The sequence below is a fragment of the Escherichia sp. R1 genome, assembly GCF_003000935.1.
Taxonomy (GTDB): domain Bacteria; phylum Pseudomonadota; class Gammaproteobacteria; order Enterobacterales; family Enterobacteriaceae; genus Escherichia; species Escherichia coli.
Map to the genome: position 1 here is coordinate 216,202 of NZ_PSRU01000001.1, position 18,322 is coordinate 234,523.

12 protein-coding genes are annotated in these 18,322 nt (G+C 52.1%); 4 read left to right on the forward strand and 8 right to left on the reverse strand.

The window, feature by feature from the left end:
• Nucleotides 1–32: 32 nt before the first annotated feature.
• From dmsC to lrp, 8 genes are all read right to left on the reverse strand, one after another.
• Nucleotides 33–896: a dimethyl sulfoxide reductase anchor subunit DmsC gene (gene dmsC / locus C4F37_RS01110; protein WP_001357121.1), complete on the reverse strand. Its 864-nt coding sequence runs from the start codon at nucleotides 894–896 to the stop codon at nucleotides 33–35.
• 1 nt (nucleotide 897) lies between these two features.
• Nucleotides 898–1,515 (reverse strand): dimethylsulfoxide reductase iron-sulfur subunit DmsB, encoded by a 618-nt coding sequence (gene dmsB, locus C4F37_RS01115; protein WP_000213098.1) that lies wholly within the window; start codon nucleotides 1,513–1,515, stop codon nucleotides 898–900.
• A 10-nt stretch (nucleotides 1,516–1,525) separates the two neighbouring features.
• On the reverse strand, nucleotides 1,526–3,970 hold the full coding sequence (dmsA, locus tag C4F37_RS01120; protein WP_001538513.1) for a dimethylsulfoxide reductase subunit A: 2,445 nt from the start codon (nucleotides 3,968–3,970) through the stop codon (nucleotides 1,526–1,528).
• 238 nt (nucleotides 3,971–4,208) lie between these two features.
• Nucleotides 4,209–5,501 (reverse strand): serine--tRNA ligase, encoded by a 1,293-nt coding sequence (gene serS / locus C4F37_RS01125; RefSeq protein WP_000886683.1) that lies wholly within the window; start codon nucleotides 5,499–5,501, stop codon nucleotides 4,209–4,211.
• Between the two features lie 90 nt (nucleotides 5,502–5,591).
• Nucleotides 5,592–6,935: a replication-associated recombination protein RarA gene (gene rarA / locus C4F37_RS01130; RefSeq protein WP_000067755.1), complete on the reverse strand. Its 1,344-nt coding sequence runs from the start codon at nucleotides 6,933–6,935 to the stop codon at nucleotides 5,592–5,594.
• Between the two features lie 10 nt (nucleotides 6,936–6,945).
• Nucleotides 6,946–7,557 carry an outer membrane lipoprotein chaperone LolA gene (gene lolA, locus C4F37_RS01135; protein ID WP_001295343.1) on the reverse strand — a complete coding sequence of 204 codons (612 nt, stop codon included), beginning with the start codon at nucleotides 7,555–7,557 and terminating at the stop codon, nucleotides 6,946–6,948.
• Between the two features lie 158 nt (nucleotides 7,558–7,715).
• Nucleotides 7,716–11,705 (reverse strand): DNA translocase FtsK, encoded by a 3,990-nt coding sequence (ftsK, locus tag C4F37_RS01140; RefSeq protein ID WP_001675097.1) that lies wholly within the window; start codon nucleotides 11,703–11,705, stop codon nucleotides 7,716–7,718.
• A gap of 134 nt (nucleotides 11,706–11,839) precedes the next feature.
• Nucleotides 11,840–12,334, reverse strand: coding sequence for a leucine-responsive transcriptional regulator Lrp (gene lrp, locus C4F37_RS01145; RefSeq protein WP_000228473.1), 495 nt, complete (start codon nucleotides 12,332–12,334; stop codon nucleotides 11,840–11,842).
• A 543-nt stretch (nucleotides 12,335–12,877) separates the two neighbouring features.
• On the opposite strand from lrp, the gene trxB reads away from it, so the two are divergent.
• The 4 genes from trxB to aat all read left to right on the forward strand — a co-directional run bounded on the left by trxB (nucleotide 12,878) and on the right by aat (nucleotide 18,200).
• Nucleotides 12,878–13,843: a thioredoxin-disulfide reductase gene (trxB, locus tag C4F37_RS01155; protein ID WP_000537432.1), complete on the forward strand. Its 966-nt coding sequence runs from the start codon at nucleotides 12,878–12,880 to the stop codon at nucleotides 13,841–13,843.
• Nucleotides 13,844–13,965: 122 nt separating this feature from the next.
• Nucleotides 13,966–15,732: a heme ABC transporter permease/ATP-binding protein CydD gene (gene cydD, locus C4F37_RS01160; RefSeq protein ID WP_001043558.1), complete on the forward strand. Its 1,767-nt coding sequence runs from the start codon at nucleotides 13,966–13,968 to the stop codon at nucleotides 15,730–15,732.
• Complete coding sequence (cydC, locus tag C4F37_RS01165) at nucleotides 15,733–17,454, forward strand: heme ABC transporter ATP-binding protein/permease CydC (protein WP_001202199.1); 1,722 nt, start codon at nucleotides 15,733–15,735, stop codon at nucleotides 17,452–17,454.
• Nucleotides 17,455–17,495: 41 nt separating this feature from the next.
• A complete protein-coding gene (gene aat, locus C4F37_RS01170; protein WP_001241673.1) occupies nucleotides 17,496–18,200 on the forward strand; it encodes a leucyl/phenylalanyl-tRNA--protein transferase in 705 nt (234 codons plus the stop codon).
• Nucleotides 18,201–18,322 lie beyond the last annotated feature (122 nt).

The following is an 18,322-nucleotide window of genomic DNA, read 5'->3' on the forward strand; positions in this document are numbered from 1 at the left end:
CGAACCGGGGCCGAAACCCCGGTTGTTACTGATTAACTTGCGACAGCCATCCCCACGGTCATATGCAAACCATAGAATACGCCACGACCGATTAATTCCCCTGCCAGAAGCAGAATGAATGATACAGAAAGTAGCGGAACCGCAGGCTGATAACCTTTTAGCTGTGGTGCAATCCACAAGCACAGGGCAACGGCCAAAAGCACAATCCGCCAGGACATCAGCGCACCATAGTCCGGCACCAGCGCTGCGGCCTGCTGCACAGAGCTATGAATAGTCGCCAGCTCTGCGCCCTGCATCACTGACATCACGCCACTCACTACCAGTGCCAGAACAGAAATGGCTGGCAGCAGACGCATCGCCCAGCCATCGACACCAGCCAGACTCAGCAACAGGTAACCCAGTAACGGGCCGCCCATAAACATCGTCAGGAAGAAGCCCATCGGTGTCCAGATGCTGTACCAGGTGGGTACTGTATCGATGCTGTTATACACACGCACCATCATCCAGACAAAGACTACGCCAAGAACCATCGTCACCACCAGCCAAAGCGTACGCAATGCCGGTGAAAGCTTTTTCAGCATTGCCAGCAACCAGCCGATGCCGCCTACAGCAAAAAAGATCGAACCGCTGGCGATTTCGTTACTGAGTGCTGAAGCCCCTACCCGATTGAGCGAGTTAAAAGCGCGCATCGGTGAACCAAGATGAAGCATAGAGGCGATAAAGCCAATGCCCATCAGCACCCATAAACCAAACATGCAGGCGATAACACGCTGCTGGGATTCTGCTCGCAGGTCGCCTTTGAGCAGCGCCAAAGCCAGAACGATAAAACCACCCGCTACACATTGCCCGAAGACCGTGAAGATCATCAGCGGCCATTCATGCCATCCACTTCCCATCTCACACCTCCTTCGGGTTTGCCAGATAGCCAGTGGTATCCCCGGTTGGGCGGCTATTGGCGTTAGGTTTGATCACAATATTCGGTTTGGTGAAGTGCGCACGCGGCAACGGCGCAACAGCCGCCAGATCGCCGTGTTTTTTACGCAGCTCGTCGATAGGGCCGAAATCCAGCGCCCGCAGCGGGCAGGACTCTACGCAGATCGGTTTTTTTCCCTCCGCAACACGGTCATAACAACCATCGCATTTGGTCATATGGCCTTTCGTTTCGTTATATTGCGGTGCGCCATACGGGCAAGCCATATGACAGTAACGGCAGCCAATGCATACATCTTCATCGACCACAACAAAACCATCTTCACGTTTATGCATCGCACCGCTCGGGCAGACTTTAGTACAAGCCGGATCTTCGCAGTGGTTACATGAAATCGACAGATAGTAGGCAAACACGTTCTGGTGCCAGACACCGTTATCTTCCTGCCAGTCGCCACCAGCATATTCATAAATGCGGCGGAAGCTGACTTCTGGCGTCAAATCTTTGTAGTCTTTACAAGCCAGCTCGCAGGTTTTGCAACCGGTGCAACGGCTGGAATCAATAAAAAATCCATACTGGGTTGTCATCGGTTACTCCTTACACCTTTTCAACCTGAACAAGGTTTGTATGTGACGGATTCCCCTTAGCGAGAGGAGACGGACGTTGAGTGGTCAGTACGTTAATACAACCGCCCTTATCGACACGTTTTGCATCCGGGTCATACCAGGCACCTTCACCCAGTGCGACCACACCCGGCATCATTCGTGGCGTCACTTTCGCCTCAATATGGACCTCACCACGATCGTTAAAGATCCTGACTTTATCGCCGTTGTGGATACCGCGTTTTTGCGCATCAAGCGGGTTGATCCACATTTCCTGACGGCAAGCTGCTTTCAGCACATCAACGTTGCCGTAAGTTGAGTGAACGCGAGATTTATAGTGGAAACCCGTAAGCTGCAGCGGATACTGTTTGTTCAGCGGATCCTGATAACTTTCAAAGCCCGGCGTATAGATCGGCAGTGGATCGATCACATCACCTTCTGGCAATTCCCAGGTAGCGGCAATGTCAGCCAGCGCCTGTGAATAGATCTCAATTTTGCCCGATGGCGTGGTCAATGGATTAGCCTGCGGATCTTCACGGAAGGCTTTGTAAGCAACGTGATGCCCTTGCGGATCGCGCTTTTTAAAGATCCCCTGCTTACGGAACTCTTCAAACGTTGGCAGTTCAGGAATCGCTTCCCGCGACTGGGCATACAGATGCCGCATCCACTCTTCCTGAGTACGACCTTCAGTAAACTGTTGTTCGACGCCAAGACGTTTTGCCAGTTCGCTGGTCATCTCATAGATAGTCTTACATTCAAAGCGCAGTTTAATGACCTGATCATTGAAAATAACGTAAGACATATTCCCGCAGGATGCATCCAGTGCAAAGTCCATCTGTTCGGAAGCAGTGCAGTCAGGCAGCAAGATGTCAGCATATTTCGCCGATGAGGTCATGTGACAGTCGATAACCACAATCAGCTCGCACTTCTTATCATCGAGGAGGATTTCATGGGTACGGTTGATTTCAGAATGCTGATTAATCAGGCAGTTACCGGCATAGTTCCAGATCATTTTGATCGGCACATCCAGCTTATCTTTCCCGCGCACACCATCACGCAGCGCCGTCATTTCCGGGCCACGTTCAATGGCATCGGTCCACATAAACATGGAAATGCTGGTCTGAATCGGGTTTTCGAGAGTCGGCATACGGACAAACGGTAAGCTGTATGAACCTTCGCGCGCGCCGCTGTTCCCCCCGTTAATACCAACGTTACCGGTCAGAATCGCCAGCATCGAGATAGCACGGGTTGCGATTTCGCCGTTGGCATGGCGCTGCGGCCCCCACCCCTGGCTGATAAATGCCGGTTTGGTGCTACCAATTTCACGAGCAAGTTTGATGATTTTATCTGCCGGGATACCGGTAATTTGCGAAGCCCATTCCGGTGTTTTAGCCACGCCATCGGGTCCTTCACCCAGAATATAAGCTTTATAGTGACCATTTTTCGGCGCACTGGCTGGCAGGGTTTTCTCGTCGTAGCCAACGCAATATTTATCGAGGAATTCCTGATCTACCAGGTTTTCGGTGATCATCACATACGCCAGACCGTTAACCAGTGCGGCATCTGTTCCCGGACGAATAGGGATCCACTCATCTTCACGCCCGGCACCGGTGTCGGTATAGCGCGGATCGATGATGATCATGCGAGCATTAGATTTCTGGCGCGCCTGTTCAAGATAGTAAGTCACCCCACCGCCACTCATTCGCGTTTCGCCAGGGTTATTACCAAACAGCACTACCAGTTTACTGTTTTCGATATCCGACGGGCTGTTACCATCTGCCCAGCCGCCGTAGGTATAGTTCAGACCTTCCGCAATTTGCGCGGAGGAGTAGTCGCCATAATGGTTCAGATAACCGCCGCAGCAGTTCATCAGGCGCGCGACCAGGGTATTTCCCGGCGGCCACGAGCGGGTCATGGTGCCACCCAGCGTACCGGTGCCATAGTTCAGATAGATGGATTCGTTGCCGTACTCTTTGATCAAGCGCTGCATATTGGTCGCGATGATGCCGTAAGCTTCTTCCCAGCTAATGCGCTCGAATTTGCCTTCACCGCGCGCCCCGACTCGTTTCATCGGATATTTCAGGCGGTCCGGATTGTAGACACGGCGACGCATGGAACGCCCACGCAGACAGGCGCGAACCTGGTGCAGGCCGTCGTAATTGTCATCGCCGGTATTGTCCGTTTCGACATATTTGATTTCACCGTCCACTACGTGCATACGTAGCGGGCAGCGACTACCACAGTTAACTGTACAGGCGCTCCAGATAACCTTTTCGTCTGATTTTGTTGGAATAGCGCTATCGACAGCGTGCGCAATCCGACTAAAAGGTAATGTTAATGCGCTGCTGGCCATTGCCAGGCCGCCGATCGCTGTCGTTTTTACCAAACCACGGCGACTCACCTCAGCAGCCAATACCGCATCAGGGATTTTCGTTTTCATAATGGCTCACTCAAGCTTGCTCACGATTGATTCCAGTAACAAACCGTATTGTGTAATTATTTCTATAGCAGATCGCTATATAGGCTTGTATACATCGAATAATTTGAAAATCAAAGAGATAGGTAGATTTTCACTCGAAAGTAGTATTACTTGTAAGTGAGGAGTAATTATTGTTCGGTATCAAAGGGAGACAAAAAAAGCGCCCGCAGGCGCTTTTTAGATTCAGAAAAATTGGGTATTAGCCAATATATTCCAGTCCGTTCATATACGGACGCAGAACTTCTGGTACTTCAATACGACCATCAGCCTGCTGATAGTTTTCCATTACTGCAACCAGCGTACGACCAACAGCAAGACCAGAACCGTTCAGGGTATGAACCAGACGGGTTTTCTTGTCCGACTTGCTACGGCAACGTGCCTGCATACGACGTGCCTGGAAATCCCAAACGTTGGAGCAGGAAGAGATCTCGCGGTAGGTGTTCTGTGCCGGGATCCATACTTCCAGGTCGTAAGTTTTGCAAGCGCCAAAGCCCATGTCGCCGGTACAAAGGATGATTTTACGGTACGGCAGGCCCAGCAGCTGCAGGACTTTTTCCGCATGACCGGTCATCTCTTCCAGCGCCGCCATTGAGTCTTCCGGGCGCACGATCTGCACCATTTCAACTTTGTCGAACTGGTGCATACGGATCAGACCACGAGTGTCACGACCATATGAACCAGCTTCAGAACGGAAACATGGGGTGTGGGCGGTCATCTTAATTGGCAGATCATCTTCATCGATGATTTCACCGCGTACCAGGTTGGTCAGCGGAACTTCTGCCGTTGGGATCAGCGCATAGTTACTGGTGTCTGCTTCTTCTTCCAGCGGACGAGTATGGAACAGATCGCCAGCAAATTTCGGCAGCTGACCCGTACCGTACAGCGTGTCCTGGTTAACCAGGTACGGAACATAGTTCTCACTGTAGCCATGCTGTTCGGTATGCAGATCCAGCATAAACTGCGACAGTGCGCGGTGCATGCGAGCAATCTGCCCTTTCATGACGACAAAGCGGGAACCAGTCAACTTAACTGCGGCTGCAAAGTCGAGGCCAGAGTGCATTTCACCCAGCGTCACATGGTCACGAACTTCAAAGTCAAACTCACGCGGGGTGCCCCAGCGACTGACTTCAACGTTGTCATTTTCGTCTTTACCTACCGGCACTTCATCTGCAGGCAGGTTAGGGATGGTTAGCGCGATATCGCGAATTTCAGCCTGTAAAGCATCCAGCTCGGCTTTTGCTGCATCCAGCTCTTCGCCCAGTTTGTTCACTTCCAGACGTAAAGGCTCGATATCTTCCCCGCGCGCTTTCGCCTGGCCAATGGATTTCGATCGGGAGTTACGCTCCGCTTGCAGGTTTTCCGTTTTGACCTGCAATACTTTACGACGCTCCTCAAGAGCGCCCAGCTTATCTACATCCAGCTTAAAGCCCCGGCGTGCCAGTTTTTCAGCGACTGCGTCTGGCTCATTACGCAGCAGATTGGGATCGAGCATGCTTATCCTGTGCTTATCGAATTAAATGGGAGATGTGGCCACAGCCTGCGACCACAGGGATACATTAACAACATTACCGCAACGATAACATTAACGGTAGCGTTTTATGGGGCTATTTTGATCCTGTTCAGCCAGCCAGGCGAGCTTTTCGCCAATCTTGCCTTCAAGGCCCCTGTTTGTCGGGAAATAATAGCGTGTTTGTGCTATTTCCGGCGGGAAGTAAACCTCACCGGCAGCATAAGCGTTTGCTTCATCATGAGCGTAACGATATTCCTGCCCGTAGCCCATTTCCTTCATTAATTTCGTCGGCGCATTACGCAAATGAACCGGCACGTCATAATCCGGACGTTCGCGAGCATCGGCCAGCGCGGCTTTAAACGCAGTGTAGACAGCGTTGCTTTTTGGCGCGCAGGCCAGGTAAACAATCGCCTGAGCAATGGCGCGTTCACCTTCCGCCGGGCCAACGCGAGTAAAGCAATCCCAGGCCGCAATTGCCACCTGCATCGCCCGTGGGTCGGCATTGCCGACATCTTCGGAAGCAATTGCCAGGCAACGACGCGCGACATATAACGGATCGCCACCGGCGGTAATAATTCGCGCATACCAGTAGAGCGCCGCATCGGGTGCGCTACCACGTACCGACTTATGCAGTGCGGAAATCAGATCGTAAAAGCGATCGCCTTTGTTATCAAAGCGGGCGCTACGTTCACCGGCGATTTCGGTCAGTAATTCAGGCTTCAGGACCCGCTTACCGCTATCATCGACTTCGGCCATATCCGCCATCATTTCCAGCGTATTTAACGCCCGGCGCGCGTCGCCATTCACCAGTTCAGCAATGGCGCGTCGTGTTTCATCTGGCAGAACAATATCCTGACCACCATAGCCACGGGTTTTGTCTTCCATCGCCTGAGTTAGTACTTGCTCAATATCCTCTGTACTCAGGGATTTCAACAGATAGACACGGGCACGGGAAAGCAGTGCCGAATTAAGCTCAAACGACGGGTTTTCAGTGGTTGCGCCAATAAAAGTGATGGTGCCGTCTTCAATATGTGGCAGAAATGCATCCTGCTGGCTTTTGTTGAAACGGTGAACTTCGTCAACAAAAAGAATAGTGCGGCGACCTGCATTGCGGTTTTGCCGAGCGCGCTCGATCGCCTCGCGAATCTCTTTCACACCAGAGGTGACGGCAGAAATACGTTCCACATCAGCGTTCGCATAGCGGGCAATCACTTCAGCGAGGGTTGTTTTGCCGGTACCCGGCGGCCCCCAGAGGATCATAGAATGCAGATGCCCGGCTTCGATAGCGCGCGGCAACGGCTTCCCCGCAGCCAGCAAATGTTGCTGGCCGATATACTGTGCTAAATTTTCTGGCCGCATACGCGCGGCCAGAGGTTGAAAAGTATTATCCGAAAAATCGAGCGACAGATTGCTCACTCAGGTGCCTCTACTTACGTTGATCATCTACCGTGACGCCTTGCGGCGGGGTGAAGGTAAATTTCGCTGCATCCACAGCCCCATTTTGCTGGGATTTCAGCTGATAACTGCTGCGCTGATCGTCCTGCTCCACCGCGCTAAACTGATGGATTGTGCCATCACGTCCCACGTTAATGGTGAACTGCTTCAGATTGCCATTGCTGGCTTTCGGCGTCAGAACAAAGTCATCGCCATTCTGTTTGATATTGTACTGCTGCCAGTCGCTGGACTGGTTGCGGGCAATCAGCATAAACGGCGTATTACCGGTGGCATCTTTCAGCCAGGTTGCCGTAGCTTGCTCAACGAACGGGTTATAGAACCACAGTGTTTTACCGTCAGAAACCAGAATGCTTTCATCAGGTTGAGTCATATGCCAGTTGAATAAGTTTGGACGTTTCACCCACAGATCGCCCTGACCTTCCTGCACCGCCGCGCCGCTACCGTCAGTCACTTTCTGTGTGAAGCTGGCGTGGAAGCTGCTGACTTTATCCAGGCGGCTTTTAAGATCGCTTGCGGCATCAGCCCAAACGCTGCTTGCTACTAAGCTTGAGAGTAATGCACAGGTGATGGCAATTTTTTTCATCATTATTCCTCAAATTACGTCACTCCCAATCGGGAGTTCCCTCTACTCTCTATTCCAGGCTAATAATCAGCTTGAGGAAAGAAGAAAATACTGAATTTTCAGTTGATAGAATACCGGATGCGACGCTATCGCGTCTTATCCGGTCTACGTTGCATTAATTAGTCAAATGGCGGTGGGGCCAGCACTTCACGATTACCGTTGTGCCCCTGTTCGCTGACAATCCCCTGCGCTTCCATCTGTTCGATAATACGCGCTGCACGGTTATAACCAATGCGGAACTGACGCTGTACGCCAGAAATTGACGCTTTGCGTTTTTCAGTGACAAACTGCACCGCCTGATCGAACAACGGATCCAGTTCTTCAGCGCCATCGAAACCGCCCACGCCACCTTCGCTTTCACTGTCGGAGGTGATGCCATCAACATACTGTGGGCGACCACGCGCTTTCCAGTCCTGCACCACGGCATGAACTTCCTGATCGCGAACAAAAGCACCATGGACACGTACCGGCAACGTGGAGTTCGGCCCAGAGTAGAGCATATCCCCCATACCCAGCAGTGATTCCGCACCAGCCTGATCAAGAATGGTACGTGAGTCAATCTTACTGGATACGGTAAAGGCGATACGGGTCGGAATATTCGCTTTAATCAGACCAGTAATAACATCAACCGATGGACGCTGCGTTGCCAGTACGAGGTGGATACCCGCGGCACGGGCTTTTTGCGCCAGACGTGCTATCAGCTCTTCCACTTTTTTACCTACCGTCATCATCAGGTCGGCAAATTCGTCCACCAACACCACAATGTACGGTTCTTTTTTCAGCACCGGATGCTGGGCATCCATACTGTCACCCGGCTTCCAGTACGGGTCTGGAATCGGACGCATCATCCTATCGGCTTCAGCAATTTTTTCGTTATAACCCGCCAGATTACGCACACCCAGCGCAGACATCAGTTTATAACGACGCTCCATCTCGTTAACACACCAGCGCAGCGCGTTGGCGGCATCTTTCATATCGGTAACGACTTCCGTTAACAGATGCGGAATGCCTTCATAAACCGAAAGCTCCAGCATTTTCGGGTCGATCATGATGAAACGCACATCTTCTGGCTGTGCTTTATAAAGCATGCTCAGGATCATCGCGTTCACCCCGACAGACTTACCGGAACCGGTAGTCCCCGCAACCAACAAGTGCGGCATTTTCGCCAGATCGGCAACCACCGGCTCACCGGCGATATCTTTACCCAGCACCACGGTTAATGGCGACGGATTATCGCGGAATTTGGCGTTATCCAAAACTTCGCGCAGATAAACGGTTTGTCGTTTTTTATTCGGTAACTCCAGACCTACATAGGGTTTGCCAGGAATAACTTCAACGACACGCACCGCCACCGTCGAAAGTGAACGGGCAAGGTCACGTGACAAGTTAGAAATGCGCGCTGCTTTTACGCCCGGTGCCAGGTTCAATTCAAAGCGAGTGATAACTGGCCCCGGAGAGTAATTGACAACATCGGCTTTAATACGGAAATCAGCCAGACGCGCTTCTACCAGGCGCGCCATTTGTTCAAGCGCAAAGGTATCTACCGGCTCCACTTCGCTCGGCGGAGGTGTCAGCAAATCCAGAGAAGGCAGCGGCGTCGTCGGTTTATGCAACGGACGGCTGTCACCATTGCGCATCAACAGCGGATGAAGCAGGGTATCATGCGGCTGCGGCGCAACTGGCTGTTGCGGCTGCTGATATTGCGGCTGCTGTGCAACCGGCTGTTGCGGCTGCTGATATTGCTGCTGCGGTGCAACCGGTTGTTGCGGCTGCTGATATTGCGGCTGCTGTGCTACCGGTTGTTGCGGCTGCTGATATTGCTGCTGCGGTGCTACCGGTTGTTGCGGCTGCTGTACAGGTTCAACAATTGGCGTAAACAGCGGTTCGTGTGGACCATCATCCAGCAACGCTTTCATTGGCGAAAATTCAAAATCATCCAGCGAGAACGGATTCGCCCCAGCCGGTTGTTCGCCGGAATAACGTTGTTGTTGAGTTTGAGCAAACTGACGAGCCAGTTCTGCCTCTGCCGCAGCATCTGCATCTTCTGTGTTCACGGGCACATCATGTTGATACTGTTCGCCATAGCGTTGCTGCTGCGTCTGGGCGAACTGACGTGCCAGTTCATCCTGCTGCATCGCATCGATTTCATCATCGTTGTACTGATCGCCAGAATCGTACTGATTACGCTGGGCTTCGCGGGCTTTTTCTTCTGCCGCACGCTGTGAGGGCAGCTTAATACCGTAAGACGCCAGTTCACGACGAGTTGGCACGCGGATGCGTTTCGGTCGTGGCAACTGCGGGCCAATCCCCTCTTTGACCTGCGGACGCGGTCCACCGCTATTTGCCAGACTGAAGACTGGCGCGGCAACGGTTGCGGCAGCCCCCGTCGCCAGTGTCGCTTTTTTCACACCAGATGCCAGCGGAGAAACAGCGGCAGCGGCTTCTACTGGAGGTACTGCTGCAACAGAAGGTGCTTTCAGCGAAGATTTGATCGGTTCCGGTTCTTTAACCGGTTCTGGAATCGGTTGATACCAGGCCGCAAGTTGTTCACGTTCACGGGCTCGCTTCTCTTCCACTTCTTCAAAATAGTAAAGCGGCGGACGCGTGGGTTTTGTCTCTTCTACAACGGGTTCAGGCTCCACAACAGGCTGCTGTTCAACGGGTTGCGGCTGTTGGTACAACGGCTCCTGAGCAGCTGGCTGCTGATAAGTTTGCTCCGTCTGGTATGTAGACTGTGGAGCAAAAGTGGATTGCTGCTCTTCGGCTTGCCAGGCGTTACCTGCCACCGGTTGTTCTGGCGCAGGGGCGTAATACGGTTGCTGAACAGGTTGTTCCGCCGCAGGAGCGTAGTAAGGTTGTTGCACAGGTTGTTCAGCCGCAGGCGCATAATACGGCTGCTGTGGCTGTACAGGTTGTTGCAGCGGCTCATTATATTGCACTGCAGGCTGCGCATATTGTGACTGGTGTGGGTAACCTTCCGGTGCAGGTGCAATAACCGGTTCTCCCGTTTGCGGCCCCGGTACAGGCTGCCAGGCTACTGTAGGTTGCGTAGGTGGAACATCAACAGAGGCAACTGGCGGCGTCTGAGTCACAGGTTCAACCGGTGCAGCCCAGCTTTGTGTCGCCGTGGTAGCAGCAGCTGCTACAGCAACAGGTTCGGTAATTGGCGCACCGTTTAATAATGGATCGTATTCGTCATATTCTGGCTGCGTTGCACGATTGCCCGAAAACAGGACGTCGTCAGGGTCAGCAGCCACACCGCGTGCAGTGTAGGTAATCTCTTCTTCATCATCCATCCGCTTACCGGAGAACAGCGCAGCATCTGTTTGCCGCCCCATCGGATTAATGAATTTTTCCGCCAACCGTTTACGACGCGCTAGCGCGCCGCGAAGAATACGGGCACGGCGTGATTCATGCTGTTTGCCGTGATTTTCATCTTCATACTCTTCGTCGTCTTCATACTCATCTTCATCGACCCAGGTATCATCGCGACGGGTACGATTACTGGCGAAGGTAAGAATATTTAAAATCCAGCCGCCGAGTTTTTCAGCAATGGTCACCCATGACCAACCGGTGAACAGCGTCAGGCCCGCTGCCCAAACGCAGAGCAGCGCAATAGTTCCCCCGCTACTGTGTAGCAGTGGTTGTAGCGTAGTGCTTAGTAAGCTGCCAATGACGCCACCGGAGGCAAAATACCAGATATCGTCAGCGTTGATTGCCGCCAGACCACAGGAGGTAAGGATGAGCGCCAAAACGCCAATGATGCGTAGCGAAACGGCAAAATAATCAATGTATTCGTCGCTGGACTGATGACGCCAGGCAAACCAACAACCGCCGACAATAATGACGGGAATGGTGTAAGCCATCACGCCAAAAATAAAGAACAGCGTATCTGCCAACCACGCACCGGGCATCCCACCTAAATTATGGATAGGTTCATGCCAGGCCGTTTGCGACCAGCTGGGGTCCGAAGGGTTAAAGCTTAGTAAGGCAGCCATCAACCAGACGGCAAACAGGACAATAAGGATCAGCAACGCCTCCAGAAGACGGCGGCCGCTACTTAACTTTGTCAATGTGACTTCTTTGTCTTCAGTGTATTCCTGGCTCAAGAAAGGCTCTCCAGGTTACAGGCTTTTCCTGCCCGATGCTAAAACGGACAACAGTACCAGGTTACCCCAGTACTGTTGCTGTATGGATTAACAGGAGTGTAATCAAAATACGCCGATTTTGCACCTGTTCCGTGTTAGCGCGTCTTAATAACCAGACGATTACTCTGCTTGACTTCTTCCATAACAACGTATGTCCGTGTGTCATTGACGCCAGGCAGACGCAGCAGGGTTTCCCCCAGTAACTTACGGTAAGCAGACATATCCGGCACGCGTGTTTTCAACAGGTAGTCGAAATCACCGGATACTAAATGACACTCCTGAATTTCTTCAAGTTTTTGTACAGCGGTATTGAATTGTTCAAACACATCCGGTGCGCCACGATTCAGAGTAATCTCAACGAATACCAGAAGTGATGCATCCAGATAATGGGGGTTCAGCAGCGCCGTATAGCCCTGAATAAACCCTTGTCTTTCCAGCCGACGCACACGCTCAAGGCATGGCGTTGGGGAAAGTCCCACACGTTTAGAAAGCTCGACGTTAGAAATACGCCCATCCTTTTGCAACTCATTAAGAATGTTACGATCGATACGGTCGAGATCTTTGCCAGGGCGCTTCTTGCTATCTACCATTATTATTGTCTCTCTGTATTCCTTCCCTACTCCTGTCTGACCCTGAAACATCACTGTTCAGAGTCGCTACCCGTCACGATAGACCGAAATCATGAAGATTCACGGCGCGCAATGCCTGGGTCTACGGTGAGAAGACCGTTGCCTTGTGGCAGCTATCGACATCACGAATGGCGTCTGTCCACGCCATACGTAGATTTCACTAGCACGGTAAACATGGTATTTACATGCATGGTTATGCGCATATAAGAATACTGTTTTTTTTCTTCCTCGAATGTTTTCGCAAAACACCAGGGGATTGTCAAAGCAAAACATCGATTTTTAGTACAACATGCCAGATATTCATTAACAGGGGCGTTTATTCATCATTTAATCGGCTTATAAAGCGGGAAATTTAAGTAGCAGAGGTGATAATGACGGGAGAATTTGACCTGCTTATCGATGCTGCCGATTGCACAAATTGTTAACAAAATCGTCATACTCTTTTTTTACGTCTGTAAATTCCCTACAATCCTGCCATTGTCTGCCAACAACTATGGGGATCTCATGGGCACGACCAAACACAGTAAACTGCTTATCCTGGGTTCAGGCCCGGCGGGATACACCGCTGCTGTCTACGCGGCGCGCGCCAACCTGCAACCTGTGCTGATTACCGGCATGGAAAAAGGCGGCCAACTGACCACCACCACGGAAGTGGAAAACTGGCCTGGCGATCCAAACGATCTGACCGGTCCGTTATTAATGGAGCGCATGCACGAACATGCCACCAAATTTGAAACTGAAATCATCTTTGATCACATCAACAAAGTTGATTTGCAGAATCGTCCGTTCCGTCTGACTGGCGATAGCGGCGAATACACTTGCGACGCGCTGATTATTGCCACCGGAGCTTCTGCACGCTATCTCGGCCTGCCCTCTGAAGAAGCCTTTAAAGGCCGTGGAGTTTCTGCTTGTGCAACCTGCGACGGTTTCTTCTATCGCAACCAGAAAGTTGCGGTCATCGGCGGCGGCAATACCGCGGTTGAAGAGGCGCTGTATCTGTCTAACATCGCTTCGGAAGTTCATCTGATTCACCGCCGTGATGGTTTCCGTGCGGAAAAAATCCTCATTAAGCGTCTGATGGATAAAGTGGAGAACGGCAACATTATTCTGCACACCAACCGTACGCTGGAAGAAGTGACCGGCGATCAGATGGGTGTCACTGGCGTTCGTCTGCGCGATACGCAAAACAGCGATAACATCGAGTCACTCGACGTTGCCGGTCTGTTTGTTGCTATCGGTCACAGCCCGAATACTGCCATTTTCGAAGGGCAGCTGGAACTGGAAAACGGCTACATCAAAGTACAGTCGGGTATTCATGGTAATGCCACCCAGACCAGCATCCCTGGCGTCTTTGCCGCAGGCGACGTGATGGATCACATTTATCGCCAGGCCATTACATCTGCTGGTACAGGCTGCATGGCAGCTCTTGATGCGGAACGCTACCTCGACGGTTTAGCTGACGCAAAATAATTTTACAAGTCAGTAACAAAAGTAAAGAAGGCGACACCATGCGACTATGGGTCGCCTTTATTTTTTCCCCGTTGTAACATTGCTCTGCAAATAATTCTGATAACTCACCTGCTAAGCGTGCAATGAATAAATCCCGTCAAAAAGAATTAACCCGCTGGTTAAAACAGCAAAGCGTCATCTCCCAACGTTGGCTGAATATTTCTCGTCTGCTGGGCTTTGTGAGCGGCATATTGATCATTGCCCAGGCCTGGTTCATGGCGCGAATTCTGCAACATATGATTATGGAGAATATTCCCCGTGAAGCCCTGCTGCTTCCCTTTACGTTACTGTTTCTGACCTTTGTACTGCGCGCATGGGTGGTCTGGTTACGCGAACGGGTGGGTTATCACGCCGGGCAGCATATCCGCTTTGCCATCCGCCGTCAGGTTCTCGACCGTCTGCAACAAGCAGGGCCAGCGTGGATTCAGGGTAAACCTGCGGGGAGCTGGGCGACGCTGGTGCTCGAGCAAATTGACGATATGCATGATTACTATGCACGCTACCTGCCGCAAATGGCGCTGGCAGTGTCGGTGCCGCTGCTGATTGTGGTGGCTATCTTCCCCTCTAACTGGGCTGCGGCGCTCATTCTGCTGGGCACTGCACCGCTAATTCCGTTATTTATGGCGCTGGTTGGAATGGGGGCTGCCGATGCTAACCGACGTAACTTTCTCGCTCTTGCTCGCTTAAGTGGGCATTTCCTCGATCGCCTGCGCGGCATGGAAACATTGCGTATTTTTGGTCGTGGTGAAGCTGAAATTGAAAGTATTCGTTCTGCTTCGGAAGATTTCCGCCAACGGACAATGGAAGTGCTACGGCTGGCGTTTTTATCCTCCGGCATTCTCGAATTTTTTACCTCGCTGTCGATTGCTCTGGTGGCGATCTACTTTGGTTTTTCCTACCTCGGCGAGCTGGATTTTGGTCACTACGATACTGGTGTGACGCTGGCTGCGGGTTTTCTAGCCCTGATCCTTGCGCCAGAGTTTTTCCAGCCATTACGCGATCTCGGTACGTTTTATCATGCTAAAGCCCAGGCTGTTGGTGCAGCTGACAGTTTGAAAACGTTTATGGAAACCCCGCTCGCCCATCCGCAGCGCGGTGAGGCGGAATTAGCATCGACCGATCCGGTGACCATTGAAGCCGAGGATCTGTTTATCACGTCGCCGGAAGGTAAAACGCTGGCCGGACCGCTGAATTTTACTTTGCCAGCAGGCCAACGAGCAGTGTTGGTTGGTCGCAGCGGTTCAGGTAAAAGTTCACTGTTGAACGCGCTTTCTGGTTTTCTCTCATATCAGGGATCGCTACGAATCAACGGGATAGAATTACGCGATTTATCACCGGAATCATGGCGTAAACATCTCTCCTGGGTTGGGCAAAACCCACAATTACCGGCAGCAACATTACGGGATAACGTACTACTGGCGCGACCTGATGCCAGCGAACAAGAGTTACAAACAGCGCTGGATAACGCCTGGGTCAGTGAGTTTCTACCGCTCCTGCCGCAAGGCATTGATACGCCTGTTGGTGACCAGGCTGCCCGCCTTTCCGTGGGGCAGGCGCAGCGCGTGGCGGTGGCCCGTGCGTTACTAAATCCCTGTTCGCTATTACTGTTGGATGAACCCGCTGCCAGCCTTGATGCTCACAGTGAACAGCGCGTAATGGAGGCGCTGAATGCCGCCTCTCTGCGCCAGACAACGTTAATGGTCACCCATCAGTTAGAAGATCTTGCTGACTGGGATGTCATTTGGGTAATGCAGGATGGTCAGATTATTGAGCAAGGACGTTACGCGGAATTAAGTGTGGCTGGCGGCCCATTCGCCACATTACTGGCCCATCGTCAGGAGGAGATTTAAATGCGCGCTTTGCTACCCTATCTGGCACTGTATAAACGTCATAAATGGATGTTAAGTCTTGGTATCGTGCTGGCAATTGTCACGCTGCTCGCCAGTATCGGTCTGTTGACCCTTTCCGGCTGGTTCCTCTCCGCCTCAGCGGTAGCGGGGGTTGCCGGACTGTACAGCTTCAACTATATGCTACCCGCTGCGGGCGTGCGTGGCGCAGCAATCACCCGTACTGCCGGGCGTTATTTTGAACGTCTGGTAAGTCACGACGCGACTTTCCGCGTGTTGCAGCATCTGCGCATATACACCTTCAGCAAATTGCTGCCCCTCTCCCCTGCCGGACTGGCGCGCTATCGTCAGGGCGAATTACTCAACCGCGTGGTGGCGGATGTTGATACGCTCGATCATCTTTACCTGCGCGTTATCTCGCCGCTGGTAGGTGCTTTTGTGGTGATTATGGTGGTGACAATCGGGTTAAGTTTCCTTGATTTCACCCTCGCCTTTACGCTGGGCGGCATTATGTTACTGACGCTTTTCCTGATGCCACCACTGTTTTATCGTGCGGGAAAAAGCACCGGGCAAAATCTGACTCATCTTCGCGGGCAGTATCGCCAACAACTGACGGCCTGGCTGCAAGGGCAAGCTGAGCTGACCATTTTTGGTGCCAGCGATCGTTATCGCACGCAATTAGAGAATACAGAAATTCAGTGGCTGGAAGCGCAACGCCGTCAATCTGAACTCACCGCATTGTCGCAAGCGATAATGCTGCTCATTGGCGCGTTAGCGGTGATCCTGATGCTGTGGATGGCGTCCGGCGGCGTTGGCGGCAATGCTCAACCCGGCGCGTTAATTGCCCTGTTTGTCTTCTGCGCGTTAGCCGCGTTTGAAGCGCTGGCACCAGTAACGGGTGCATTTCAGCATCTGGGGCAAGTCATTGCCTCTGCCGTACGGATCACTGATTTAACGGATCAAAAACCGGAAGTCACCTTCCCTGATACCCAAACTCGTGTTGCCGATCGCGTTTCGCTGACATTACGGGATGTTCAGTTCACTTATCCGGAGCAATCCCAACAGGCACTTAAAGGGATTTATCTTCAGGTAAACGCCGGGGAACATATTGCGATTCTCGGGCGAACCGGATGCGGCAAATCAACACTGTTACAACTGCTGACCCGCGCATGGGACCCGCAACAGGGCGAGATTTTGCTTAACGATAGTCCCATAGCCAGCCTGAATGAAGCGGCTCTACGACAGACCATTAGCGTTGTTCCCCAGCGAGTGCATCTGTTTAGCGCCACGCTGCGTGATAATCTGTTACTCGCCTCGCCTGGTAGTAGTGATGAGGCTCTGGCGGAGATCTTGCGTCGCGTTGGTCTGGAGAAGCTGCTCGAGGATGCAGGTCTCAACAGTTGGTTAGGTGAAGGCGGACGCCAGCTCTCCGGTGGTGAACTGCGCCGTCTGGCTATCGCCCGTGCGCTGTTACATGATGCGCCGCTGGTATTGCTGGATGAACCTACAGAAGGCTTAGATGCCACAACCGAAAGTCAGATCCTTGAATTGCTTGCAGAAATGATGTGCGAGAAAACGGTGTTAATGGTCACCCATCGACTTCGCGGACTCTCTCGTTTCCAACAAATAATAGTGATGGACAACGGGCAAATTATTGAGCAAGGTACTCACGCAGAACTGCTTACCAGACAGGGGCGTTATTACCAGTTTAAGCAGGGTTTGTAAGCTATTATTGAACGATCCGACTTGCGTGGAGTTTTGCGGTCATGCGCCTGGTTCAGCTTTCTCGCCATTCAATAGCCTTCCCTTCCCCGGAAGGCGCATTACGTGAGCCTAACGGCCTGCTGGCACTGGGGGGCGATCTTAGCCCTGCGCGCCTGTTAATGGCTTATCAGCGTGGTATTTTCCCGTGGTTTTCTCCTGGCGACCCCATCCTCTGGTGGTCGCCCGATCCCCGCGCGGTGTTATGGCCAGAATCACTGCATATCAGCCGTAGTATGAAGCGATTTCATAAACGCTCACCCTATCGTGTCACGATGAATTACGCTTTTGGTCAGGTCATCGAAGGCTGTGCCAGCGATCGCGAAGAAGGAACCTGGATCACGCGTGGCGTGGTCGAAGCCTACCATCGCCTTCACGAACTCGGTCATGCCCACTCCATTGAAGTCTGGCGTGAAGATGAGCTTGTCGGCGGTATGTACGGCGTGGCCCAGGGAACACTATTTTGTGGCGAGTCCATGTTCAGCCGGATGGAAAATGCGTCCAAAACGGCGCTTCTGGTCTTCTGTGATGAATTTATCCGTCATGGCGGTAAACTTATCGACTGCCAGGTCCTTAACGATCACACAGCATCGCTTGGTGCCTGCGAAATTCCCCGCCGGGATTACCTTAATTATCTCAATCAAATGCGCCTCGGACGATTGCCGAATAATTTCTGGGTACCTCGATGCTTGTTTTCACCACAAGAATGAATGTTTTCGGCACATTTCTCCCCAGAGTGTTATAATTGCGGTCGCAGAGTTGGTTACGCTCATTACCCCGCTGCCGATAAGGAATTTTTCGCGTCAGGTAACGCCCATCGTTTATCTCACCG